The organism is Pseudomonas carassii, assembly GCF_036324045.1.
In the GTDB taxonomy this organism is placed as follows: domain Bacteria; phylum Pseudomonadota; class Gammaproteobacteria; order Pseudomonadales; family Pseudomonadaceae; genus Aquipseudomonas; species Aquipseudomonas peradeniyensis.
On record NZ_JAZDCT010000013.1, the window covers coordinates 89,615 to 114,368 of the forward strand.

Genomic DNA, 24,754 nt, shown 5'->3' on the forward strand with positions numbered 1-24,754 from the left:
CAGGTCTTGTCGGCAGACCCTTACCTTACCGATGTGGTTTATCCGGCGGAGGAACCTCCAGGCTTTGCGCGAAAAGTGCCTGCGCGACGATCATGCTACGTTGAAAACAGGCTCGGAATGCTCATTGACAACCAGTCAAGTCGTGCGCGACTCCGATCGTTCCTCGCCTGTTTTCGCCTTGCCTGATCGCCGCTCGGCGACTTTTCGCACAAAGCCTACGCCACCTGTTGCCCCTTGGACAGCAACACGACCGGGATCGTTCTGCGTCGATGGCCCCCTCAAATAGTAGGCGGCACCAGCGAGAATGCTCAAGCTGCGCAGCATGAAAATGCTGACAGCTATCCGCCCGAGGCCTGGCAACAGCAACCGGATGTTCTTGGGCTATGACGCCCGCCGACAGATAAAGTCACCCTTAGTTCAACAAAAAAGTTCCTGTACTACAATCGCTTGCGAACGCTGGCCAGGATTTTCACACTTTGTTTACAAACCCCGTCGTCGGAGGCCTGCGCAGCATTTTTTTTGCAGTTCTTGCGCTCAGTCAGTTTACTTACTACAAGTAATGGGTACTATGTACGCCGGCCAGTTTCTCTTTTCCGAGAGATGGCTATTTAATAGAAAGTCCTTGAAGGGGAACACGATGAACAACGTTCTGAAATTCTCTGCTCTGGCTCTGGCCGCAGTTCTGGCTACCGGTTGCAGCAGCGTATCCAAAGAAACCGAAGCTCGCCTGACTGCTACCGAAGACGCAGCAGCTCGCGCCCAGGCTCGTGCAGACGAAGCCTACCGCAAAGCTGACGACGCTCTGGCAGCTGCTCAGAAGGCTCAGCAGACCGCTGACGAAGCCAACGAGCGCGCTCTGCGTATGCTGGACAAAGCCAGCCGCAAATAATAATCCTCACGGATTGTTATGGAGCCGACCCACTTGTGGGTCGGCTTTTTTATTGCCCGGGAAAAAGCCGGGCGATGCCGCCCAAACAACTGGGGCCGCCTTGCGACCCATCCCAGGACTAGGGTTTGTACGAAAAGTAGCCGAGCGGCGATCAGGCAAGGCGAAAACAGGCGAGGAAGCGGAGTTTACGGGTTGTAAATGAGCATTCCGAGCCTGTTTTCAACGCAGAATGATCGTCGCGCAGGCACTTTTCGTACAAAGCCTAGCTTGCGCCTAAAGGCATGGCGTTCACCGTACCTGCAGGAGCGGGCTTGTCCCGCGATGGGCCGCAAGGCGGCCCCAAAGTGCCCCGCTAGTTGCCAGCGGGCAATCGCTTACTGCAGTTCTGGCGGAATGCTCGACACCATCGGCGCACTCGCGCCATTGACCGGCACGGCGATTTCGACCGGCATGCCATCTTCGGCGGCCACCACATCGCGAACCATGTCCCAGTTCATGCGCAAGTTGTTGGCCAGGTCTTCACGTTTGAGCAACGCATTGATGACCGCGGTGTGCTTGTCGACCACCGATGGGTTGCCGTGATCATCCAGCGGCGTGTGCGCCTCGAGGTAGACCTTGCCGGCGCTGAGGCCGAACTTGTACGGCTCGTTGATGATGCGCACCGGGGTGCCCACCGGAACCATCTTCGACAAGGTCAGCACGTTGTTGTTGAGCATGCGGAAGCAGCCGTGGCTGGTGCGCATGCCGATGCCGAACTTCTTGTTCGAGCCGTGGATCAGGTAACCCGGAACACCCAGGGTGAACTTGAACGGCCCCAGCGGGTTGTCCGGCCCGGCCGGCACCACGGCCGGCAGGATATCGCCATCGGCGGCATGCTCGGCGCGGATCGAGGCCGGCGGCGTCCAGGTCGGGTTCGGCGTCTTGGCGGTGATCTTGGTGTTGGCGATCGGCGAACCCCAACCCTCGCGGCCGATACCCAGCGGGAAGGTGTGCACCACGTTCTGCCCTTTCGGGTAGTAGTACAGGCGGTACTCGGCCAGGTTGATGACGATGCCTTCACGCGGGCCCGGCGGCAGGATGTAGCGAGTCGGCAGGACGATCTCGGTGCCCGCGCCCGGCAGCCAGGGGTCGACGCCCGGGTTGGCGGCGATCATCTCGAGGTAGCCAAGGTCGTTGGCGGTGCCGATGTCGGCAAAGGTGTCTTCGTACTTGGCCTTGATGGTGTGGACCTGGCCGACGACGTCTTCACCGGGAGGTGGCAACGGCAGTTCCAGCGCAACAGCGGGGCCTGTCGCCAGCATGGCGGCCAGGGTCAGGCTACGGGTGACGGCGGGAAAGCGCGGCAACATCCGGGAAATCCTTCGAAAGATCAGTCAAGACAACGATTGTACACCCGCGCCGAAACGAGCGGGAGGCGCATGCGTTTCAGATGATGAAAGGCGCTCAGAGTTCCGGCCACACCGGGCGCATGCCGCGCCGCTGGGCATCGAGGATCGCCCGGCACAGCGGGCACAGGCGCTCGTCGCGGTAGATCGCCCGCTCCACCCCCGACCAGCGCGGCTGCGCCGGGAGCAGACCGCCGCACAAGGTACGGTCGACCGGCACGCCCAGTTCGAGCTGGCGGGCGGCCAGGTGGATGCGCACTTCCTGGCAGGCAAACAGGTCGAGCTGCTCATCGGGCTCGATCAGTTGATAGGCGTACAGGGACCAGGCGGGGCGCGGCATTGGGGGCACTCGAAACGGGGGGCGCAACATTAGCCGAAAGCGGCCCCCGATAAAAGCGTCACAGCAAGGGTTTTATCGTCGGCCAGGCATTTTCCAGCAGGCGTTGCTGGGCGGCCGCCGCCGGGTGGATGCCATCGGCCTGCATCAACTCCGGCACCCCGCCCACGCCTTCGAGGAAGAACGGCACCAGGGGCACCTTTTTATCGGCGGCCAGCTGTTCATAGACCTGGGCGAACGCCGTGGTGTAGCGCACGCCATAGTTCGGTGGCAGGCGCATGCCCAGCAGCACTACCTTGGCACCCGCCTGGCGGGACTGATCGATCATCGCGGCAAGATTCTGTTGCAATTGTTGCGGCGGCTGTCCGCGCAGGCCGTCGTTGCCTCCAAGCTCCAGCACCACCAAGTCCGGCTTGTGCGCCGCAAGCAGCGCCGGCAGCCGCGCCTGGCCTCCTGCGCTGGTGTCGCCGCTGATCGAGGCATTGACCACCTGATCGTCGAAACCCTCCTGCTTCAGCTGCTGTTGCAGCAAGCTGACCCACCCCTGGCGGGTATCCAGTCCAAAACCGGCGCTGATACTATCGCCGACGACCAACAGCGTTCCCGCCGCCGCGCCCTGGGCCAGGCAACACAGGGCCAGACCGGCACTCAACCACCACATTCGCATCGGATTCTCCATGGGCCCCAGCATTCTCGTTGCGCAGAACCTTAGCAAAGTGGTCCCCAGCGCGGAAGGCGACCTGACCATCCTCCACGCCCTCTCCCTCGACCTCGCCCAGGGCGACAGCCTGGCCATCGTCGGCGCCTCCGGGTCCGGCAAGTCCACGCTGCTGGGCCTGCTAGCCGGGCTCGACCGACCCAGCGCCGGCAAGGTGATCCTCGCCGGCCACGACCTCGGCCCGCTCGACGAGGACCAGCGCGCCCGGGTGCGCGCCGAGCACGTAGGCTTCGTGTTCCAGTCGTTCCAGCTGCTCGACAGCCTCAACGCCCTGGAGAACGTCATGCTGCCGCTGGAGCTCGACGGTCGGCGCGATGCCCGCGAACACGCCCGCGACCTGCTCGAGCGGGTCGGCCTGGGCAAGCGCCTGAGCCACACCCCGCGCCAGCTCTCCGGCGGCGAGCAGCAGCGGGTGGCGATCGCCCGCGCCTTCGCCGCGCAGCCGGCGGTGCTGTTCGCCGACGAGCCCACCGGTAACCTCGACAGCCACACCGGCGAGCGCATCAGCGACCTGTTGTTCGAACTGAACCAGGAGCGCGGCACCACCCTGGTGCTGGTGACCCACGACGAGCGCCTGGCCAAGCGCTGCCGCCGCCTGATACGCCTGGATGCCGGTCGCCTGGTGGCGCCCCTGGAGCCTTGATGACCCGCCTATCGTTCCCGCGACTGTGTGTCCTGGCCCTGCGCCAGTTGCTGCGCGACACCCGCGCCAGCGAAGTGCGCGTGCTGTTCTTCGCCCTGCTGGTGGCGGTGGCGGCCAGTACCGCCATCGGCTACTTCGGCGCCCGCCTCAACGGCGCCATGCAGTTGCGCGCCAGCGAGTTCCTCGGCGCCGACCTGGTCCTGCAGGGCAGCGCCCCGCCCAGCGCACAGCAGATCACCGATGGCACTGCGCTGGGCCTGGGCCATGCGCGGGTGGTGGAATTCACCAGTGTGGTCGGTGGCGACAGTGGCATCCAGCTGTCCAGCATCAAGGCCGCCGACCCCGCCTATCCCCTGCGAGGCCAGCTGCGCAGCGCGGCGGCGCCCTATGGCGAGGAAACGCCCGGCGGCGGCCCCGCGCCGGGCGAGGCCTGGGTCGAGCCGCGCCTGCTCGCGGCGCTGGGCCTGGCCATCGGCGACAGCATCGACGTGGGCATGAAGACGCTGCGCATGAGCCGCGTGCTGACCTACGAGCCCGACCGCGCCAACAATTTCTACAGCCTGACGCCACGGGTGCTGATGAACCTCGCCGACCTGGACGCCACGGGGGTGATCCAGCCCGGTAGCCGGGTCAGCTACCGCGACCTGTGGCGCGGCGATATCGATGCCCTGCAGCAGTACCGGCAGACGGCGGAAAAAAGCCTGGCCGCCAACCAGCGCCTGCTCGACACCCGCGACGGCAACCGCCAGATCGGCGGCGCCCTGGGCAAGGCCGAGCGCTACCTGAACATGGCGAGCCTGGTTGCGGTGCTGCTGGCCGGCGTCGCCGTGGCCCTGTCGGCCAGCCGCTACGCCGCGCGGCGCCTGGACGCCAGCGCCCTGCTGCGCTGCCTGGGACTGTCCCGCCATCAGGCCCTCGGTCTCTTCAGCCTGCAACTGGCCATGCTCGGCGGCGTCGCCGCGCTGGCCGGCGCCCTGCTCGGCTGGCTGGCGCAGCTGGGGCTGTTCCGTCTGCTCGAAGGCCTGCTGCCCAGCCAGGTGCCACCCGGCGGCCTCACCCCGGCGCTGGCCGGCATCGGCACCGGGCTGGTGGCCCTGGCCGGCTTCGCCCTGCCGCCGCTGGCGGCCCTGGGGCGCGTGCCACCGCTGCGCGTGCTGCGCCGCGACCTGCTGCCGCTGCCACCGAGCAGCTGGCTGGTGTACGGTGCGGCCCTGCTCGCCCTGGGCCTGATCATGTGGCGCCTGAGCCTGGACCTGCTGCTGACCTTCGCCCTGCTCGGTGGCGGGCTGATCACCGCCTTGCTGCTGGGCGGGTTGCTGTTGCTCGGCCTGCGCAGCCTGCGCCGGTTGCTGGCTGGCGCGCCACTGGCCTGGCGCCTGGGGCTCGGGCAGTTGCTGCGCCACCCGCTGGCCGCCGCCGGCCAGGCCCTGGCCTTCGGCCTGATCCTCCTGGCGATGGGCCTGGTCGCCCTGTTGCGGGCGGAACTGCTCGACACCTGGCAGGCGCAGTTGCCCAAGGACGCGCCCAACCATTTCGCCCTGAACATCCTGCCCGACGAGCGCCAGCCGTTCGCCGAGCGCCTGGCCCAGATCAACGCCAACGCCGCGCCGCTGTACCCGGTGATCCCCGGCCGCCTGACCCATATCAACGAGCAGCCGGTGCGCCAGCTGGTCAGCAAGGAGTCCACCGGCGAGCGCGCCATCCAGCGCGACCTCAGCCTGACCTGGGCCGCCGAACTGCCCCAGGGCAACGCCCTGAGCGCCGGCCAGTGGTGGCAACAGGCGCCCGCCGGCGATGAAGTCCCCGGAGTGTCCGTGGAGGCGGAGCTGGCGCAGAGCCTGCACCTGCAACTGGGCGACCTGCTGACCTTCGACATCGGCGGGCAGCAACGCCAGGCCCGGGTCAGCAGCCTGCGCAGCGTGCACTGGGACAGCTTCCAGCCCAACTTCTACATGATCTTCCAGCCAGGCACCCTGCAAGGCCTGCCCACCACCTACCTGACCAGCTTCTACTTAGCGCCGGGCCACGACCAGGAGATCGTCGCGCTGTCCCGGGCCTTCCCGGCGGTGACCGTGCTGCAGGTCGACGCGCTGCTGGCGCAGCTGCGCAGCATCCTCGCCCAGGTCACCCTGGCGGTGGAGTATGTGCTGTTGTTCGTGCTGGCGGCGGGGCTGGCGGTGCTGTTCGCCGGCCTGCAGGCGACCCTCGACGAGCGCATCCGCCAGGGCGCCCTGCTGCGGGCGCTGGGGGCGGCGCGCCCGTTGCTGGTCAAGGCGCGGCGCATCGAGTTCGGCCTGCTCGGCGCGGCCAGCGGCGTGCTGGCGGCGCTGGGTTGCGAGCTGATCACCTGGGCGCTGTACCGCTATGCTTTCGACCTGCACTGGGCACCGCACCCGTGGCTGCTGGCGCTGCCGCTGGCCGGGGCGGTGCTGGTGGGCGGAGCCGGGGTGGTCGGCACGCGCCGCGCGCTCAATGCCAGCCCGCTGGCGGTGTTGCGCGAGGGGTGAAAATGAAGCCTTGCGCAGTGATCGGAGGCTTACGCGTTCTCCTGTAGGAGCGGCCTTGTGTCGCGAAAGGGCTGCGAAGCAGCCCCGGGATATCAGCACCAAGGCAACGATTGCTGGGGCCGCTGCGCGGCCCTTTCGCGGCGCAAGGCCGCTCCTACAGGAATCGCCAGCTAGAGGTTGTAGCGGATGCTATTCACATACCAGGTCGCCTCGCCCGTGGGCGTATGTACCAGCACTTCGTCGCCCTCCCCCTTCTTGAGCAAGGCCCGGGCCATGGGCGAGTCGATGGAGATGTAGTCGTTGCGCCCGTGGATCTCGTCATAGCCGACGATGCGAAAGCGAAGCTGCTCACCATCGTCGTTCTCGATCTCCACCCAGGCACCGAAGAACACCTTGCCTTCCTGTTGGGGCGAGTACTCGACCACCTTGACGTCTTCCAGGCGCTTGCGCAGGTAGCGCACGCGGCGGTCGATCTCGCGCAGCAGCTTCTTGTTGTACTGGTAGTCGGCGTTCTCGCTGCGATCGCCCAGCGAGGCCGCCCAGGTGACCTTCTGGGTGATTTCCGGGCGATAGACCCGCCACAGGTGATCAAGCTCCTGCTTCAGCGCGGCATGGCCTTCTATGGTGATGATGTTGGTGCTCAACGATTGTCTCCTCAGTGCATCCGCGGCGGGCGCCATGCGCCCACCGGGAGACCGAGCTTAGCGAAAAAAGGCTGGACGCGACACGCCGCTCAACGGCGGGTGATCAGGCCCTGGCGGGCGATGCGGGTGAGCTGGCCGATGACCTCGGCGGCCTCTTCTGCCGCGGGCGCCTGGATCACGGCCAGGTCGAAGCGATCATTGCCGTACTGGTCAAGCTGTTCACAGCTTTCGGAGAACTGGATGAGGAAGGCGCAGGCCTGGCCCTTGCGTCGGGAAAAGCCATCAAGATTGCGCAAAAGCGTGGGTTGATGCTGGCCGCCGAGCAGGATGCGCGGGGTGCGGGAAGCCTGGTTCTTGGCCAGGGGGGTCAAGCAGACACTGGTACGTGGGCAACTCATGGAGTCTCTCTCCGCCTCGCTGTTCCCGCTGGGCAGCGGTGGGAGGCGTCACCGAACCAGCGCTTTAGCGGTATTTCGGATGACCCGTCGGGGCCTCTCCTGCGCCCCGCAAGTAGCTGTTTAAATCGGCGCAATCGGTATGCTAGAGGCAGACGCATGAAGTTACAAGCGCTTGTGCAAACGCAATTGCGGGTCCAGCCCGCTCCCACACGCTTCGTGGGAGTGGGCTGGACCCGCGATCGATGATCAGCGTGCGATCAGACGGTCCAGCGACAGACGGCCCGCGCCCTCGATCAGCACCGCCACGGTACCGGCCATCAGCGCCAGGGCGAACTCGTAACCGTTGTTGGACATGAACAGCCCGTTGCCGATATGCACCGAGAAGATCGCCACCACCAGGGTCACGCTCAGCGCCAGCGCCGCCGGACGGGCCAGCAGGCCGACCACCAGGGCCAGGCCGCCGAAGAACTCGGCGCTGCCGGACAGCAGGGCCATCAGGTAGCCCGGGGCCAGGCCGATGCTTTCCATCCACTGGCCGGTGCCTTCCAGGCCGTAGCCACCGAACAGGCCGAACAGTTTCTGCGCGCCGTGGGCCATGAAGATGACGCCGACCAGGATACGCACGACGCTCAGGCCATAACCGGCGCGGGTGGCGAACAGGGCTTTGAGGGAGTTGTTCATGTTTGCTTCCTTGTTTGAGCAGGTGTGTGTTGGATGAGCGCCATCTTAATCAAATCATCGAATAAGAAAATCGCAATAATCGCGTAAATTCAATCGAATAATTAGATTTATCTAACGCTTCGCCACCCGCTCCAGGGACGCCCGCTCGCGGTTGAACGCGAGGAAGTACTTGTTGACGCTGTTGACGAAGTTCACCGGCCCCATGCCCACCTGCTCCATGGCGATGCGTTCGGTCTGGAAGAACCACTGGTTGCCATTGAGCCCACGCCGCCGGGCCTCGGCACGCATGGCCTGGACCCGCTCCGGCCCGAGGTTGTAGGCGGCCAGGATGAACGCCATGCGCTCGCGCTCGTTGAGCTGGGGGCTGGCGAAGAATTTGCGGCGGATCAACGCCAGGTAGCGGGCGCTGGCCTGGACATTGCCGTCCACCGTGGCGGTGTTGCTCACCCCCACCCGCTGGGCCGCCGATGGGGTGATCTGCATCAGCCCGTGGGCGCCACCGGCACCGCGCGCCTTAGGGTCGAGGGTCGACTCCTTGAACGCCAGGGCGGCCAGGTTGAGCCAGTCGAACTGTTGATCGCCACCGTGCTTCTGCAGCACCGGGCGCACCGACTCCAGGCGCTGGCGATCCTGTCGAGCCAGCGGGTTGTGCACCCGGTACTGGCGCCGATAGATGCGCTCGAAGGCCGCGTCCTGGTTGTCCGGCGCGCGGTAGGTGGCAAGGAAACGATCCACCGCCGCCTGCAGCATCGGCGCGTCCTGGCGCACATACCAGCGCATGGCCTGGGGCTGGGCCAGTTGCAGCTTGCTGTCCACCCGCAGGCGCGGCATCACCCGCGCCCAACGCTGGGCAATCGGCCGCTCCACCACGGTCAATGGGTAGATGCCGGCCTGGACCATCTCCAGCACATCCTCCACCGCCAGCGTCGGGTCGACCCATTCCACTTTGATCGGTGCCCGTTTGCGCAGGGCCAACTGTTGGTTGATCGCCTGGATCGCCGCACCCGCGGCGCTGGCCGTGGTCAGGGCGACAGTACGCCCGGACAGCTGCTCGGGGCGACTGTAGCCGCGCTCGCCCTTGCGCCCGACCAGTTGCAGCGGCACCTGGTCGACCACCGGGGCACTGACACCGACACCGCGCACCACGCTCGGATCGAGCAGTTCGCCGGGGGCGGCGAGATCGCCCTCGCCGCGCTGCAATGCCGCGAGCAGTTGCTCCTTGGCACGGGGGATGATCTTCAGGGTGATTTCCTGGCCGTCGGCGACCCGGGCATTGAGGGCGTGTTCCAGGGCGCGCAAACGGTAGTACTCGACGCCCACCGGCTCGCCCTTGACCTCGCCGGAGCTGTTGCGGCTCTGGTTGACCAGCACCCGCAGCACCTTGCTCGAGCGGATCTGCGCCAGGTCGCGCGCCTGGCTGGCCGGCACATGCTGCTGCGGCCCGGCTTCGCCGGCAGTGACCGGCCCGGCGGCCAGCAGCCCGGACAGCAACAGGCAAGTCAATAAGGTTCGCAACATGGGGATAAGGGTCCGAGAGCGGTTGGCGGGCACCATGTGCTGTGATCGATCCTTGATAAATGACCGCAACAGACCACGGCAAACGTTTGAAGTTCTTGGTTTTTTCTCGATATCCCGGTTTTTGCTATGCTGGCCGCCCCGCGGCACGAGGTAGCACCATGCAACTGATCGATATCGGCGTCAACCTGACCAACAGCAGTTTCCACGACCAGCAGGCCGCCATCGTCGAGCGCGCCGTGGAAGCCGGCGTGGCGCAGATGGTCCTCACCGGCACCAGCCTGGAGGTCAGCGCCGAGGCCCTGGAGCTGTGCCAGCGCCTGGACGAGTCCGGCCAGCGCCTGTTCAGCACCGCCGGCGTGCACCCCCACGACGCCAGCCACTGGAACAGCGGCAGCGAGCGACAGCTGCGCGAACTGCTCGCCCAGCCACGGGTGGTGGCCGTGGGCGAATGCGGCCTGGACTTCAATCGCGACTTCTCCCCGCGCCCGGCCCAGGAAAAGGCCCTGGAAGCGCAGCTGGCGCTGGCGGTCGAGCTGCGCCTGCCGGTGTTCCTCCACGAGCGCGAGGCCAGCGAGCGCCTGCTGGCGATCCTCAAGGGCTATCGCGACCATTTGCCCGCCGCCGTGGTGCACTGCTTCACCGGCGAGCGCCAGGCACTGTTCGCCTACCTCGACCTGGACCTGCACATCGGCATCACCGGCTGGATCTGCGACGAGCGCCGCGGCACCCACCTGCACCCGCTGGTCGGCAACATCCCCGAGGGCCGCCTGATGCTCGAAAGCGACGCGCCCTACCTGCTGCCCCGCAGCCTACGGCCCAAGCCGAAGAACGGCCGCAACGAGCCGGCCTTCCTGCCCGAGGTGCTGCGCGAAGTGGCGTTACACCGCAATGAATCCGCAGCGCACACCGCCGCCCACACCAGCGCCTGCGCCCGCGCGTTCTTTGGCCTGCCTGAGGTTTCTTGACGCATATCAACAAGGCCCCTGGCCCTGGCGGGCACAATGATGGCACCTTGCCAATAATGTTTCCGCCAACTCAGAGAAGACCTACCATGGGTGCCTGGCTTAGCAACGTTTCCCTCAAATACAAGTTCTGGGCCGTCAATGCCGTGGCCTTCGTCACCACCCTGATGCTGGTGCTCTACGCGGTGTACCTGGAGCAGCAGGCCCGCGCCACCGGCGCCCAGGCGCAAGCCCAGGCCCAGGCCGAACTGCTGGCGGCCTGGCCCGCCGGGCAGGCCCTGCCCGCCCAGGCCAACCTGATCACCTGGCGCAATGGGCAAACGCCACAGTTCGCCGGCGAACCCCTCGAAGCCCTGCGCGACGGCCAGGGCTGGGTCGAGCTGCCCGGTGCCTGGGTCCTCGGCGACAACCCGCTGCGCGGCGCCCAAGTACTGCGCCGGGGCGACCAGCAACTTGCGCTGATCGCCCAGTCGCCGAGCCTGCGCCAGGTCTATTTCGACCGCTTCAGCAACTACGCCGTGTGCGTGCTGATCCTGATGCTGGCGATGCTCTGCGCCTCGCAGTTGTTGATCCGTTTCCTGCTCAGCCAGCTCAACACCCTCAAGGACGTAATGCTGCACGTAGAGAAGACCGGCGACCTCTCGGCCCGGGTGCCACTGGCCTGCGGCGACGAAGTCGGGCAGATGGCCGGCGCGTTCAACGCCATGCAGACCACCTACCACCGCGTGGTCAGCACCGTGGCGCGCACCGCCGCGCAGCTGGACTCGGGCGCTGCGCGCCTGGCCGGCAGCATGGACGAGGTGCGCCACGGCATGATCGGCCAGCAGAGCGAGACCGACCAGGCGGCCACCGCCATCAACGAGATGACCGCCACCGTCCACCACATCGCCCAGCATGCCGGCGCCACCCGCGACCTGTCGCAGACCGCCGACACCCTGGCCGGCAGCGGCCAGGCCGTGGTCAGCCGCGTGCAGGACTCGATTGCCGGGCTCTCAAGCGGCGTGCAGCAGACCGCCGAGATGATCCGCCAGCTGGCCGACGACAGCCAGAAGATCAACGGCGTGGTCGGGGTCATCCACAGCATCGCCGAACAGACCAACCTGCTGGCACTCAACGCCGCCATCGAGGCCGCCCGCGCCGGCGACCTGGGCCGCGGCTTCGCCGTGGTCGCCGACGAGGTGCGCAACCTGGCCAAGCGCGTGCAGACCTCCACCGACGAGATCACCACCATGGTCGCCGACCTGCAGGCCGGCACCCGCGATGCGGTGGATTTCATGCAGGAAAGCTCGTTCAAGGCCGACGATTGCGTCAAGCAGGCCCGCGAGGCCGGCGAGGCCCTGGCCGAGATCACCAGCGCCGTGGCGCAGATGCGCGAAAGCAACACCCAGATCGCCGTGGCCGCCGAGCAGCAGAGCCAGGTGGCCGAAGAGATGAACCGCGCCGTGGTCAGTATCCGCGACGTCACCGAGGAGACCGTGCAGCAGACCGTCGGCTCGGCCACCACCAGCAGTGAACTGGCGACCCTCGCCGGCGAGCTGAACAAGGCGATCGGCCAGCTCAAGCTGTGACCCGCGCCGGCTATGATCACCATAGCCAGCCTCGATTGGCCCCCGCCCGGGGGCCGCACTAAGCTTTGGACAGCCCCCAGAGGATCTGTCCATGAGCAAACGACTGCCCAACCTGCCCGCCTGGCAATGGCGCGGCTACCACCACAACCATCGCCACCCCGCCAACCTGGTGCTGCACCTGATCGCCGTGCCGCTGTTCATCCTGGGCGCGCTGCTGGTGCTGTCGGGGCTGTTCGCGCTGGACCTGTCGCAGATCGCCGTGGGCATCATCGCCCTGGTGGCCGGGCTGGGCCTGCAACGCCAGGGGCACCGCCTGGAAGCCGAGCAACCCGAGCCGTTCACCGACCGCAAGGATGCCGTACAACGCCTGCTCACCGAGCAGTTCATCACCTTCCCGCGCTTCGTGCTGAGTGGTGCCTGGTGGCGGGCCTGGCGCGAGCGCCACAAGCACCGCCACTGACTGAAAACATCACCCGGCGTGGAAGCGGGCTTGCCCCGCGATTGGCTTGATGAAGATAGCTCAGGCGAACACGGTCACCGTCTGCCGGCTCAACGCCAGCAGCTCACCCTCTGCCGTCCACAACGCCGCGGCCGCATGCCCATAGCCATCCCGGGCATACTCGGTCTCGACCACATAACGGCACCAGTCGAGGGTCGACAGCTGCGGCGTGGGCTGCACGAACTCGATGGTCCAGGTCAGCGTGCTGCCGGCGGCGGGCTGCTTGAGATACGGTAGCAGGCTGGGCGGCCAGGCATCGACCAGCGCCAGCAGGTGCGCCACCCCGACCGGCTCCTCAGCGACATCGCGCAGGCGCACCCAGCCGCCCATATGGCGTGAGTCGTTGCCACTGAACGGCAGGCCGCCCACCGCCCAGCGAAACGCCACATGCTGCATGAATGCCGGCGTTACACCCTTGATGAAAGGCAGCTCCGGCGCCGCCTCCTGCAGCGGTTTCATCGGCATGGCGGCGGGCGCATCGACCGCCACCACGGACGGGCGACCGGCACCGAAGCTGCCCTGCACAAGGGTCACCACCTGGCCATTCTGCACGGCGCGCCCCAGCAAGGTGCTGACCGCCTTGCCCTCGCGCAGCACCTCGACCTCCAGGCTGATTGGCACATCCGGCGCCGCCGGGCCGACGAAGGTGATGGCCAGCGAACGCACCGGGCGGTCATCACCCAGCTTCAGGCGCATCGCTTCGTGCACCATCGCCGCCATCAGGCCGCCGAATACCGCACGCCCCTGGGCCCAGCCGGCGGGTACGCTGATCGCCTCGGGGTGCGCGCGGGCGGCTGTCAGCAATTCTGTGAAGTTCATGTGCCAGGGCTCCTGCGGAAAAAGAACCGATAGTAACCAGCGATCACGCCAGCCACAGCCCGCATATCGGTCATTTGCCGGGACTAACGGCGCGCCAGAGCCTTCTGCAGCGCTTCGAGGGTGAGGTCGGAACGCGCCTCGGCGGCATGCAGCTCATGCTCCCAGGCCACCTTGCAGCCGAGCAGGTCGCTGTGCTCGCGCACCTGCAGCAACCACTGGACGCGGTCATGCCAGTCGCCCAGGTCACCCTGGGCCGCCTTGAGCAGGCGCTGCAACTTGTTGCCGGCGTGCTCGAGTTGCGGGTAGGCCTGGTCGCCATAGCGCACCCGCTTGATCAGCAGGCGCAGGCGGTGACGGTCGTGGACTGGATCCGCCAGGGCCGCCTGCAGCCCGCGCCACTGCTTGTGCAGGCGCTTGTCGATGCGCTGCCCCAGCTTCGCCGCCAGCCCTTCACGGCCGGCGGCACGCAGGAACATCGGGAACGCATCGAGAATCGCCAACACGCGACTGAGCTGGGCACTGGCCGCGACACCGGCATAGGTCCGTGCCCTGCCCTCCTGGCGGCGCTCGCCTGCCTGTACATGTCCGCGGCCAATCAACTGCGCCGCCAGAACCTCGCGGTCACGCAGCGGCGTGGTCAGCGTGCCCAGCGACCCGGCCGCCTGCTCGAGCTGCTCGACGCCCGGCAGGCCACGCAACGGCCGCAGCAGGCTGCGCAGACGCCGCAAGGTGATGCGCAGGTCGTGCAACGCCTCGCGGTCGGTGTCGGCGGTCAGGCGTTCGCGGCAAGCCAGCAGGCGCACCTGCAGCGCCAGGATCTGGCCGACCACATGATCGAGCATGGCGGACATGGGCAGCTCCTCGGTCAACGCCCGGCGCGGGACTCACGAATGTAGAAACGGGCCTTCTCGGCCTTGTGGGTACAGCCTTCGAAGCCCTCGAACTGCTGCTGGGTCTTGGCGCCGGTCAACAGCGACAGCGCCTTGGAATAACTCACGGTGCCGGCAAAGCCTTCGGCCTTGGCCAGGTCCAGCTCCTTCCAGGCGGCATCGAGCTGGGTCGCACAACTGTCGCGATAGGCCGTCTTGCCCGCGCAGCCGACCAGGGCCAGGGCAATCAGAGGAAGGGTGATCCAGGCTTTCATCGGTAATACCTCGAGGGTGAAAAACTAAGGTGGCCGTTCGACGGCAAAGCAAACGAAAAGTGCCCTGCTCAGCGTAGTCCAGCGCGGACTACATTGAAGCACAGGTGGCAATGGGTGCATTGTTGGACCATGGTGGCACAGCAAGCAGGGGGAAAGGTCATGGGCAAACGCGTGGCATTGGTGCTGGGCTCCGGTGGTGCCCGGGGGTACGCGCACATCGGCGTGATCGAGGAAATCGAACGGCGCGGCTACGAGATCGGCTGCATCGCCGGCTGCTCGATGGGCGCAGTCATCGGTGGCATCTACGCCGCCGGCAAACTCGACGAGTACCGCAGCTGGATCGAGAGCCTGGACTACCTCGACGTGCTGCGCCTGGTGGACGTCAGCTTCCGCCTGGGGGCGATTCGCGGCGACAAGGTGTTTGGGCAGATCCGCAAGATCGTCGGCGAGATCAACATCGAGCAGTTGCGCATCCCCTACACGGCGGTCGCCACCGACCTCACCAACCAGCAGGAGATCTGGTTCCAGGAGGGCTGCCTGCACCAGGCCATGCGTGCCTCGGCGGCCATTCCCAGCCTGTTCACCCCGGTGGTGCAAGGCAACCGCACACTGGTCGATGGCGGCATCCTCAACCCGCTGCCGATCGTGCCGGTGGTGTCCAGCCACTGCGACCTGATTATCGCCGTCAACCTCAACGCCACCAACCAGAAGCAATACCAACTGCCGGTGATCGAGCGCCCGGCGGCGTTCAAGATGCGCTTCGATGCCTTGATCAGCTCGCTCGGCTCGCGCCTGCCGTTTCGCCGCAAGCCGGCCGAACAACTGATCCGCCTGGAGCAGGAAATCACCGCCGAGGGGCTGGCCAGCCCCAACCCATGGCTCGCTGAAAGCGCCGCCCCCGAGGGCCAGCAGCCGGCGGCCGCGCCGCAGAGCGAGGGGGCGCCGAAATCGGCCACTGGTTCGTTCATCGTCGACAACGTCGGCCCCGCCTCCCTGCTCGACCTGATCAACCAGAGCTTCGAGGTGATGCAGACGTCACTGGCGCAATACAAGATCGCCGGCTACCCGCCGGACGTACTGATCAACGTGCCCAAGCGCGTGTGCCGGTTCTTCGAGTTCTACAAGGCGCCGGAGCTGATCGCCCTGGGGCGGGAGGTTGCGCGGGACACGCTGGACAATCATGAGGGGGTTCGGCGGTAGGCCGTGGCTATGCGCGGTCCCTGCAGGAGCGGCCTTGTACCGCGAAAGGGGCGCGTAGCGGCCCCAGGGTTTCAGCATTGACGCAGCAATCGCTGGGGCCGCCTTGCGGCCCTTTCGCGGCACAAGGCCGCTCCTACAAAGAGAGAGGGGGGACAGCAGCGTGTGCTGATCATCGGAAACGAAACAGGCCGCATACGCGGCCTATTTCGTGATCAGCGCGCCACTCAGTAACGCGTGATGTCGGCACTGCCTTCAAGCAGCTTGCGATAGGCCGCGAAGTCCTGCGAACCGGCACGCGAAGCGAGGTAGCGACGGATCTGCTCCTTCTCTTCGTCGGTGGCGGCGGCGCCTTCGTTGACGCCCTTGAGCTGCAGGACCACCAGGCTGCCGTCGGCCAGGACCACGCTGCCGTAGACCGGCTTGTCCTTGGCCGCAGGCTTGCCGAGGCGGAACACCGCCTGCAGCTCGGCCGGGTCGATACCGTCCTGGCCGCGGGTGACCGCTTCATGGACCTTCCAACCCTGACCTTCGGCCTTGGTCGAACCCTCACGCAGGCCGGCGATCAGCTTGTCGGCCTTGGTCTTGAGCTCGGCAATCGCCTTCTCCTTGGCCAGGTGCTCGCTGATGTTCTTGGCCACGGCCTCCAGCGGCAGTTGCTCAGGCTTGCGGTGCTCCTTGACGCGCAGCACCACCACGGTCTCCGGATCCAGCTCGATGGCGTTGCTGTTGGCGCTCTCTTCCAGCACTTGCTCGCTGAACGCGGCCTGGATCACCGCACGGTTGGCGGTGATGCCTTCGCCGCCCTCGCGACCGAAGGCCGCCGAGGTGTGCACCTTCAGACCCAGGTCCTGGGCCGGCTGGGCCAGGTCGGCGGCTTCGAAGGCGGTGTCTTCGAGCTGCTTGGTGGCCTCGACGAAGCGCTGCTCCACCTGCTGGGTCTTCAGCTCGTGGGTCAGCTTGTCCTTCAGGCTCGCGAAGCTCGGCACGTCCGGCGCCTGCACGCCCAGCAGCTTGATCAGGTGGTAGCCGAACTCGGTGCGCACCGGTGCGGACACCTGGTCCTGACTCAGCTTGTACAGCGCGTCCTCAAAGGCCGGGTCGTACACGCCAGGGCCGGCAAAGCCGAGGTCGCCACCGGTGTTGGCCGAACCCGGATCCTGGGAGAATTCCTTGGCCAGCTTGGCGAAGTCCTCACCCTTGTCCAGGCGCTGCTGGATCTCTTCGATACGGGCCTTGGCCTTGGCATCGTCGGTCTTGTCGTTGACCTCGATCAGGATGTGCGCGGCATGGCGCTGCTCGCCCAGGTTGGCGATCTCCTTCTCGTACAGAGCCTTGAGCTCGCCGTCGTCGACCTTGACCTGGTCGAAGAAGGCCGACTTCTTCAGCTCGAGGTAATCGATGACCACCTGGTCCGGGGTCATGAATTCCTTGGCGTGCTGGTCGTAGTGCGCCTTGACCTCGTCATCGCTCACCTTGACCGCGGCCGGGTCGGCCTTGAAGGTCTGCGAAGCGAAATCACGGGTCTGCTTCTCGAGGCGGGCGAAGGCCTCGACCTGCTTGTCGGTGACGAAGCTGCTGCCGGCAAGGCCGGTGCGCAGTTGGCCGATCAGCATTTCCTGGGCGAGCATCTCGCGGAACTGCATGCGGCCATAACCCATCTGGCGGATGACCGAGTCGAAGCGCTCGGCGCTGAACTTGCCATCGACCTGGAATTCAGGCGTCTGCAGGATCAGCTGATCCAGCGCGGCCTCGGAAAAAGCGAACTTGGCGTCTTCGGCACCCTGCAACAGCAGCTTGCGATCGATCAGCCCCTTGAGCGCGGCTTCGCGCAGCATCTTCTCGTCCAGCAGCGCAGGGTCGAAATCCTTGCCCAGCTGTTGCATCAGCTGGCGGCGCTGCATGTCCACGGCCTGGCTCAGCTCGTTCTGGCTGATGGTCTGGCCGTTCACCTTGGCGGCGTCCTGGCTATGGCTGGCGGCCTGGAAAATGGCCTCGAAACCGGTCAACGCCATCAACACGACGATAAGGCCGATGATGGTCTTGGCAATCCAACCTTGTGAATTGTCCCTGATATTCTGCAGCATGCGTCCCCCAGAAACGGCTGTACCACTGCGTCGACAACCGCGGAGCGTGGGTAGAATCCTGATAGAAGAAAGGCGCATCCAGTGGATGCGCCTTTTCGAAGCGAGCGTGCCAGCGGGAACGTTTGCGACCCGCCGTCACGCGGTCGGCCCTGACGATGCCCGGGCCGGCTGAAAGACGACTTAGTTGACGGCGTCTTTCAGGCCCTTGCCAGCCTTGAAACCTGGAACCTTGGCGGCAGCGATCTTGATCGCCTTGCCGGTTTGCGGGTTGCGGCCGGTGCGCTCGGCGCGCTCCTTGACCGAGAAGGTACCGAAACCAACCAGTACCACATCGTCACCTTGCTTCAGGGCGCCGGTGACGGATTCGATGACTGCGTCCAGCGCACGGCCGGCTACAGCTTTCGGGATGTCAGCAGATGCGGCGATAGCGTCAATCAGTTCCGACTTGTTCACTCTAAGTCCCCTTATTTCTCTATTGAGTTTGTTTCTAAGTATGTAATGAAAAGCTTAATGAAACGAGCGCTGGGTGGCCTGTTGACACTGGCGTGCCGTTTTATAGCAAGGGGCCGAAAATGCTGTCAACCAAAGCCCCCCAGCGAAATACGTACTAGTGCGTGCTGATTCTTTCCTTAGCATCGCCGTCGCGCTTCTCATCTTTCGCGACAATCTCCGGAGCCACATCTGGCAAGGGCTCCGGGGCGTATTGCAGCGCAATTTGGAGGACTTCGTCAATCCATTTGACCGGTTTGATCTGAAGATCCTGTTTGATATTTTCCGGAATCTCCTTCAGATCGCGAACATTCTCCTCGGGAATGATCACGGTCTTGATCCCGCCCCGGTGTGCCGCCAGCAGTTTTTCCTTGAGGCCACCGATGGCCAGGACCTGGCCGCGCAGGGTGATCTCACCGGTCATCGCCACGTCGGCGCGCACCGGGATCTGGGTCAGGGCCGACACTAGGGCGGTGCACATGCCGATACCGGCGCTCGGGCCATCCTTGGGCGTGGCGCCTTCGGGCATATGGATGTGAACGTCGCGCTTCTCGTGGAAGTCTGCGGCGATCCCCAGGCTCTGGGCACGGCTTCGCACCACCGTCTGCGCAGCGGTGATCGACTCGACCATGACGTCGCCGAGCGAGCCGGTCTTGATCAGCTGGCCCTTGCCCGGGATGACCACGGCCTCGATGGTCAGCAGTTCGCCGCCCACCTGGGTCCAGGCCAGGCCCGTGACCTGGCCGATCTGGTCCTGCTGCTCGGCCAGGCCGTAGCGGAACTTGCGCACGCCCAGCAGTTGCTCGAGCTGCTCGCCGCTGACCTTGACCTTCACCTGCTTGGCCCCGGTGTGCTCCTTGACCACCTTGCGGCAGACCTTGGCGATCTGGCGCTCCAGGCCACGCACCCCGGCTTCGCGGGTGTAGTAGCGGATGATGTCGCGGATGGCCGAGACCTCGACCTCCAGCTCGTCCTTCTTCAGGCCGTTGGCCTTGACCTGCTTGGGCACCAGGTACTTGACCGCGATGTTGATCTTCTCGTCCTCGGTGTAACCCGGCAGGCGGATGACTTCCATGCGGTCGAGCAGCGCCGGCGGAATGTTCATCGAGTTCGAGGTGCACAGGAACATCACGTCCGAGAGGTCGTAGTCGACCTCCAGGTAGTGGTCGTTGAAGTTGTGGTTCTGCTCGGGGTCGAGCACCTCCAGCAACGCCGAGGCCGGATCACCGCGCATGTCGCTGCCCATCTTGTCGATCTCGTCGAGCAGGAACAGCGGATTGCGTACACCGACCTTGGTCATTTTCTGAATCAGACGACCGGGCATCGAACCGATGTAGGTGCGACGGTGGCCACGGATCTCGGCCTCGTCACGCACGCCGCCCAGGGCCATGCGCACGAACTTGCGGTTGGTGGCGGCGGCGATCGACTCGGCCAGCGAGGTCTTGCCCACGCCGGGCGGGCCGACCAGGCACAGCACCGGACCACGGATCTTCTTCACGCGCTTCTGTACGGCGAGATACTCGAGGATGCGTTCCTTGACCTCTTCCAGGCCGTAGTGGTCGGCATCGAGGATTTCCTCGGCCTTGGCCAGGTCCAGGCGCACCTTGCTCTGCGCCTTCCACGGTACCTGCACCAGCCAATCGAGGTACGAACGCACCACGGTGGCCTCGGCCGACATCGGCGACATCTGCTTGAGCTTGTTCAGCTCGGCCTGGGCCTTGGCCAGGGCGTCTTTCGGCAGGCCGGCGGCATCGATGCGCTTTTTCAGCTCCTCGACTTCGTTGTGGCCTTCGTCGCCATCGCCGAGCTCCTTCTGAATGGCCTTCATCTGCTCATTCAGGTAGTACTCGCGCTGGCTGCGCTCCATCTGCTTCTTGACCCGGCCACGGATGCGCTTCTCGACCTGCAGCAGGTCGATCTCGGCGTCCAGCAACGCGAGCACGTGCTCGACGCGGGCCTGCAGGTCGACGATCTCGAGGATCTCCTGCTTCTGCTCGATCTTCAGCGCCATGTGCGCGGCCATGGTGTCGACCAGGCGCCCCGGCTCCTCGATGCTGTTGAGCGACGACAGCACTTCGGCCGGGACCTTCTTGCCCAGCTGAACGTACTGTTCGAACTGCGACAGCAAGGTCCGCACGAACACCTCGGACTCGCGCTCGGCGGTCTCGGCTTCGTCGATCAGGCTGACTTCGGCGCGGATATGGCCGTCGACTTCGTTGAAACGCTCCACGGCGCCACGCTGCTCACCCTCGACCAGCACCTTGACGGTGCCATCGGGCAGCTTGAGCAGTTGCAGCACAGTGGCGACGGTACCGACGCGATACAGGGCATCTTCGCCCGGATCATCGTCGGCCGGATTCTTCTGGGCCAGCAGGAGGATCTGCTTCTCGCCCGTCATCGCCGCCTCGAGGGCTTCGATGGACTTCTCACGCCCCACGAACAGTGGGATGACCATGTGCGGATAGACGACGACGTCACGCAATGGCAAAAGAGGCAAGTCGAGGGTGGTCTTCATGATTTCGCCTCTACAGCGGCCGTGGTGGCCGGAAACCGTTGGAAATGGTGCTTGGGGCTAATGTGGGGGCAGGCCTGGTAAATTACAAGCGCCCAGGCCATGAAATGCAAAAAGGGGCCAAAAAGGCCCCTTCGTGCGTGCTGCCCTTGCCCGATCAGGCGTCGGGGGCGGCCTTGGCTTGCGGCTCGCTGTTCTCGTAGATGAGCAGCGGCTGCGACGAGCCTTCAATGACGCTTTCGTCGATCACCACCTTGCTGACATCCTTCTGCGAAGGGATCTCGTACATGGTGTCGAGCAGCACGCCCTCGAGGATCGAACGCAGGCCACGGGCGCCGGTCTTGCGCTCCAGGGCCTTGCGCGCCACGGCCTTGAGCGCATCACTGCGGAACTCGAGGTCGACGTCTTCCATCTCGAACAGCCTGGCGTACTGCTTGGTCAGCGCGTTCTTCGGCTCGGTGAGGATCTGCATCAGCGCAGCCTCGTCCAGCTCGTCCAGGGTCGCCAGCACCGGCAGGCGGCCGACGAACTCCGGAATCAGGCCGAACTTGACCAGATCGTCCGGCTCGACCTCACGCAGCGACTCGCCGACCTTCTTGCCCTCTTCCTTGCTGCGCACTTCGGCACTGAAGCCGATGCCGCCTTTGGTCGAGCGGTTCTGGATGACCTTTTCCAGGCCCGAGAAGGCGCCACCGCAGATGAACAGGATATTGCGGGTATCGACCTGCAGGAACTCCTGTTGCGGGTGCTTGCGACCGCCTTGCGGCGGCACGGAGGCCACGGTGCCTTCGATCAGCTTCAGCAGCGCCTGCTGCACGCCCTCGCCCGAGACGTCACGGGTGATGGACGGGTTGTCCGACTTGCGCGAGATCTTGTCGATCTCGTCGATGTAGACAATGCCCATCTGGGCCTTTTCCACGTCGTAGTCGCACTTCTGCAGCAACTTCTGAATGATGTTCTCGACGTCCTCACCGACATAACCGGCTTCGGTCAGGGTGGTGGCGTCGGCAATGGTGAACGGCACGTTCAACAGGCGCGCGAGCGTCTCGGCGAGCAGCGTCTTGCCCGAGCCGGTCGGCCCGATCAGCAGGATGTTGCTTTTGCCCAGTTCGACTTCGTCGCCTTTCTTGTCACGCTGGTTCAGGCGCTTGTAGTGGTTGTACACCGCTACTGCCAGGACCTTTTTCGCGCGCTCCTGACCAATGACGTACTGGTCCAGGATGCCGCTGATTTCTTTCGGCGAGGGTAACTTGTGCGCGTTGCTCTCGGCCTGGGCTTCCTGCACCTCCTCACGGATGATGTCATTGCACAGGTCGACGCACTCGTCGCAGATAAATACCGAGGGGCCGGCAATCAATTTACGCACTTCATGCTGGCTTTTGCCGCAGAAAGAGCAGTAGAGCAATTTGCCGTTGTCCTCGCCGTTACGGGTGTCAGTCATTCGATCGATCCAATCCGGTAGGCTTGAAACACAAGATGAAGGCAATCGCTGGCTTTTTCAAGTCCGCGCACGGGCGCAATCCGCGCCCGCGCGCTCTGGCGCATTGCTTCAGGATGCCAGTTGCCGCTTGTCGTAGACCGAGTCGATCAGGCCATACTCGGCCGCGCGCGCGGCACTCATGAAGTTGTCGCGCTCGGTGTCGCGCTTGATGGTCTCGAGGTCCTGGCCGGTGTGATGGGCCAGCAGCTCGTTCAGGCGCGCCTTGATGTTGAGGATTTCCTGGGCGTGGATCTCGATGTCGGTCGCCTGGCCCTGGAAACCGCCCAGCGGCTGGTGAATCATCACCCGCGAGTTGGGCAGGCAGTGGCGCTTGCCGGCGGCACCGGCCGCGAGCAGGAAGGCGCCCATGCTGCAGGCCTGGCCGATGCAGATGGTCGAGACGTCCGGCTTGATGAACTGCATGGTGTCGTAGATCGACATGCCGGCAGTTACCGAGCCGCCCGGGGAGTTGATATAAAGATGGATATCCTTGTCCGGGTTTTCCGCCTCAAGGAACAGCAGCTGCGCCACCACCAGGTTGGCCATGTAGTCTTCTACGGGGCCGACCAGGAAGATCACGCGCTCCTTGAGGAGGCGCGAGTAGATGTCGTAGGCACGTTCGCCACGGGCGGACTGCTCGATAACCATCGGGACCAGGCCGCCTGCGGCCTGGATGTCAGAGCTTTGCTGAATATAAGAATTGCGGGACATGTCCTGCACTCGCTCCCAAATAGTCATGGCTTGAATACGCACAAGCCAGCGCGAAGGCTGGCTTGTGGGGGTTTCCTACGAGAGTAGCCTGTTACTCAGCGGCGGCAGGAGCCTGTGCTGGTTTGACGGCTTCTTCGTACGAGACCGATTTGTCGGTCACAGTCGCTTTCTGCAGGACAGTATCTACAACTTGCTCTTCCAGCACAACCGAACGGACTTCGTTCAGTTGCTGGTCGTTCTTGTAGTACCAGGCGATGACCTGCTCAGGCTCCTGGTAGGCCGAGGCCATCTCTTCGATGACTTCGCGAACCTTGGCTTCGTCCGGCTTCAGGTCGAACTGCTTGACCACTTCGGCGACGATCAGGCCCAGCACGACGCGGCGCTTGGCTTGCTCTTCGAACAGCTCGGCCGGCAGTTGGTCAGGCTTGATGTTGCCACCGAACTGCTGGACGGCCTGCACGCGCAGACGGTTGACTTCGTTTTCCAGCAGGGCTTTTGGCACGTCGACCGGGTTGGCGGCCAGCAGACCGTCCATGACCTGGTTCTTGACCTTGGCCTTGATGGCCTGGCGCAGTTCACGCTCCATGTTCTTGCGAACTTCGGCGCGGAAGCCTTCCAGGGTCGATTCCTTGATGCCGAACTGGGCGAAGAAGGCTTCGTTCAGCTCAGGCAGCACAGGGGCGGAAACGCTGTTGACGGTGATGGTGAACTCGGCGGCTTTGCCAGCCAGGTCGAGGTTCTGGTAGTCCTCTGGGAAGGTCACGTTGACAACGCGCTCTTCACCAGCTTTGGCGCCTACCAGGCCGTCTTCGAAGCCCGGGATCATGCGGCCGGAACCCAGTACCAGCTGGGTGCCCTTGGCCGAACCGCCGGCGAAGGCTTCACCATCGATCTTGCCAACGAAGTCGATGTTGACCTGGTCGTCGTTTGCAGCGGCGCGCTCGACGGCCTCGAAACGGGTGTTCTGCTTGCGCAGGACTTCCAGCATGTTGTCCAGGTCGGCGTCAGCCACTTCGGCGCTCAGGCGCTCGACGGCGATCGACTCGAAACCGGCAACGGTGAACTCAGGGAAGACTTCGAAGATGGCGACGAACTCGAGGTCCTTGCCCTTCTCGAACGACTTCGGCTCGACGGCAGGTGCGCCAGCCGGGTTCAGCTTCTGCTCGACGATGGCTTCGTAGAAGGAAGCCTGGACCAGGTCACCGAAAGCCTCTTGGCGGGCATCGGCTTCAAAACGCTGGCGGATCACGCTCATTGGCACCTTGCCCGGACGGAAGCCGGCAACCTTGGCGCGCTTGGCAGTCTGCTGCAGACGCTTGTTGACTTCGTTCTCGACGCGCTCGGCCGGAACGGCGATGGTCATGCGGCGCTCGAGAGCGGAAGTGTTTTCAACAGAAACTTGCATGGATATTCCTCGTTGCACAGACGTTAGCCGGCGATAGCCCGACTCCAGAATCAAGGGCAAACATTCTAGTGACTCATGCAGCAGAAGTCACCCCACCCGGATTGCCGGCGGGCCGCGCCGGTCGATTTCCTTGAAAGGCCCGCCCGCCTTGGCGTCGAGCC

The 24,754-nt window shown here is 65.0% G+C and carries 23 protein-coding genes; 7 read left to right on the forward strand and 16 right to left on the reverse strand.

Annotation, left to right across the window (positions count from 1 at the left end):
• The first annotated feature begins 637 nt into the window (after positions 1–637).
• Entirely contained in the window at positions 638–889 is a 252-nt protein-coding gene (gene oprI, locus V0R62_RS12025) for an outer membrane lipoprotei OprI (RefSeq protein WP_003259780.1), read from the forward strand.
• Between the two features lie 374 nt (positions 890–1,263).
• On the opposite strand, the gene V0R62_RS12030 is transcribed toward oprI, so the two are convergent.
• From V0R62_RS12030 to V0R62_RS12040, 3 genes are all read right to left on the reverse strand, one after another.
• The gene (locus V0R62_RS12030) at positions 1,264–2,238 is read right to left on the reverse strand and encodes a L,D-transpeptidase family protein (RefSeq protein ID WP_330103877.1); all 975 of its coding nucleotides are present in this window, start codon (positions 2,236–2,238) and stop codon (positions 1,264–1,266) included.
• Positions 2,239–2,332: 94 nt separating this feature from the next.
• Complete coding sequence (locus tag V0R62_RS12035) at positions 2,333–2,614, reverse strand: hypothetical protein (RefSeq protein WP_028692618.1); 282 nt, start codon at positions 2,612–2,614, stop codon at positions 2,333–2,335.
• Between the two features lie 58 nt (positions 2,615–2,672).
• Entirely contained in the window at positions 2,673–3,278 is a 606-nt protein-coding gene (locus V0R62_RS12040; RefSeq protein WP_330103878.1) for an arylesterase, read from the reverse strand.
• Positions 3,279–3,288: 10 nt separating this feature from the next.
• On the opposite strand from V0R62_RS12040, the gene V0R62_RS12045 reads away from it, so the two are divergent.
• Entirely contained in the window at positions 3,289–3,972 is a 684-nt protein-coding gene (locus V0R62_RS12045) for an ABC transporter ATP-binding protein (protein ID WP_050705063.1), read from the forward strand.
• Positions 3,972–6,479, forward strand: coding sequence for an ABC transporter permease (locus tag V0R62_RS12050; protein WP_330103879.1), 2,508 nt, complete (start codon positions 3,972–3,974; stop codon positions 6,477–6,479). The genes V0R62_RS12045 and V0R62_RS12050 overlap by 1 nt, the downstream gene beginning before the upstream one ends.
• Before the next feature lie 170 nt (positions 6,480–6,649).
• Here the strand turns inward: V0R62_RS12050 and greB are convergent, their stop codons facing one another.
• The 4 genes from greB to V0R62_RS12070 form a co-directional block, all read right to left on the reverse strand.
• Entirely contained in the window at positions 6,650–7,123 is a 474-nt protein-coding gene (greB, locus tag V0R62_RS12055; RefSeq protein WP_203647372.1) for a transcription elongation factor GreB, read from the reverse strand.
• 89 nt (positions 7,124–7,212) lie between these two features.
• Positions 7,213–7,521: a hypothetical protein gene (locus V0R62_RS12060; protein ID WP_280081889.1), complete on the reverse strand. Its 309-nt coding sequence runs from the start codon at positions 7,519–7,521 to the stop codon at positions 7,213–7,215.
• Between the two features lie 246 nt (positions 7,522–7,767).
• Positions 7,768–8,202 carry a DoxX family protein gene (locus V0R62_RS12065; RefSeq protein WP_110738123.1) on the reverse strand — a complete coding sequence of 145 codons (435 nt, stop codon included), beginning with the start codon at positions 8,200–8,202 and terminating at the stop codon, positions 7,768–7,770.
• A 111-nt stretch (positions 8,203–8,313) separates the two neighbouring features.
• Entirely contained in the window at positions 8,314–9,720 is a 1,407-nt protein-coding gene (locus tag V0R62_RS12070) for an MltF family protein (RefSeq protein WP_330103880.1), read from the reverse strand.
• Positions 9,721–9,878: 158 nt separating this feature from the next.
• Between V0R62_RS12070 and V0R62_RS12075 the strand changes: the two genes are divergently transcribed.
• The 3 genes from V0R62_RS12075 (at position 9,879) to V0R62_RS12085 (ending at position 12,710) form a co-directional block, all read left to right on the forward strand.
• Positions 9,879–10,685 carry a TatD family hydrolase gene (locus V0R62_RS12075; protein ID WP_330103881.1) on the forward strand — a complete coding sequence of 269 codons (807 nt, stop codon included), beginning with the start codon at positions 9,879–9,881 and terminating at the stop codon, positions 10,683–10,685.
• Between the two features lie 86 nt (positions 10,686–10,771).
• The gene (locus tag V0R62_RS12080; RefSeq protein WP_330103882.1) at positions 10,772–12,250 is read left to right on the forward strand and encodes a methyl-accepting chemotaxis protein; all 1,479 of its coding nucleotides are present in this window, start codon (positions 10,772–10,774) and stop codon (positions 12,248–12,250) included.
• Positions 12,251–12,341: 91 nt separating this feature from the next.
• On the forward strand, positions 12,342–12,710 hold the full coding sequence (locus V0R62_RS12085; RefSeq protein WP_280081891.1) for an Mpo1-like protein: 369 nt from the start codon (positions 12,342–12,344) through the stop codon (positions 12,708–12,710).
• Between the two features lie 60 nt (positions 12,711–12,770).
• Here V0R62_RS12085 and V0R62_RS12090 read toward each other — a convergent pair whose 3' ends face one another.
• The 3 genes from V0R62_RS12090 to V0R62_RS12100 form a co-directional block, all read right to left on the reverse strand.
• Positions 12,771–13,568 (reverse strand): acyl-CoA thioesterase, encoded by a 798-nt coding sequence (locus tag V0R62_RS12090; protein WP_330103883.1) that lies wholly within the window; start codon positions 13,566–13,568, stop codon positions 12,771–12,773.
• Positions 13,569–13,651: 83 nt separating this feature from the next.
• Entirely contained in the window at positions 13,652–14,419 is a 768-nt protein-coding gene (locus tag V0R62_RS12095; RefSeq protein WP_330103884.1) for a CHAD domain-containing protein, read from the reverse strand.
• Between the two features lie 14 nt (positions 14,420–14,433).
• Positions 14,434–14,712: a hypothetical protein gene (locus tag V0R62_RS12100; RefSeq protein WP_028692631.1), complete on the reverse strand. Its 279-nt coding sequence runs from the start codon at positions 14,710–14,712 to the stop codon at positions 14,434–14,436.
• Positions 14,713–14,871: 159 nt separating this feature from the next.
• Here V0R62_RS12100 and V0R62_RS12105 point away from each other — a divergent pair, with 159 nt between their 5' ends.
• Positions 14,872–15,912 carry a patatin-like phospholipase family protein gene (locus V0R62_RS12105; RefSeq protein WP_050705052.1) on the forward strand — a complete coding sequence of 347 codons (1,041 nt, stop codon included), beginning with the start codon at positions 14,872–14,874 and terminating at the stop codon, positions 15,910–15,912.
• 224 nt (positions 15,913–16,136) lie between these two features.
• Here the strand turns inward: V0R62_RS12105 and V0R62_RS12110 are convergent, their stop codons facing one another.
• From V0R62_RS12110 to tig, 6 genes are all read right to left on the reverse strand, one after another.
• On the reverse strand, positions 16,137–17,996 hold the full coding sequence (locus tag V0R62_RS12110) for a SurA N-terminal domain-containing protein (protein ID WP_330103885.1): 1,860 nt from the start codon (positions 17,994–17,996) through the stop codon (positions 16,137–16,139).
• A 180-nt stretch (positions 17,997–18,176) separates the two neighbouring features.
• Positions 18,177–18,449 (reverse strand): nucleoid-associated protein HU-beta, encoded by a 273-nt coding sequence (gene hupB / locus V0R62_RS12115; protein ID WP_011533117.1) that lies wholly within the window; start codon positions 18,447–18,449, stop codon positions 18,177–18,179.
• A gap of 154 nt (positions 18,450–18,603) precedes the next feature.
• Positions 18,604–21,000, reverse strand: coding sequence for an endopeptidase La (gene lon / locus V0R62_RS12120; protein WP_050705050.1), 2,397 nt, complete (start codon positions 20,998–21,000; stop codon positions 18,604–18,606).
• A gap of 154 nt (positions 21,001–21,154) precedes the next feature.
• A complete protein-coding gene (gene clpX / locus V0R62_RS12125; protein ID WP_050705049.1) occupies positions 21,155–22,438 on the reverse strand; it encodes an ATP-dependent Clp protease ATP-binding subunit ClpX in 1,284 nt (427 codons plus the stop codon).
• Between the two features lie 108 nt (positions 22,439–22,546).
• Positions 22,547–23,188, reverse strand: a complete 642-nt coding sequence (gene clpP / locus V0R62_RS12130; RefSeq protein WP_043213484.1) for an ATP-dependent Clp endopeptidase proteolytic subunit ClpP — start codon at positions 23,186–23,188, stop codon at positions 22,547–22,549.
• A 91-nt stretch (positions 23,189–23,279) separates the two neighbouring features.
• Positions 23,280–24,593: a trigger factor gene (gene tig / locus V0R62_RS12135; RefSeq protein WP_330103886.1), complete on the reverse strand. Its 1,314-nt coding sequence runs from the start codon at positions 24,591–24,593 to the stop codon at positions 23,280–23,282.
• Positions 24,594–24,754: the final 161 nt, after the last annotated feature.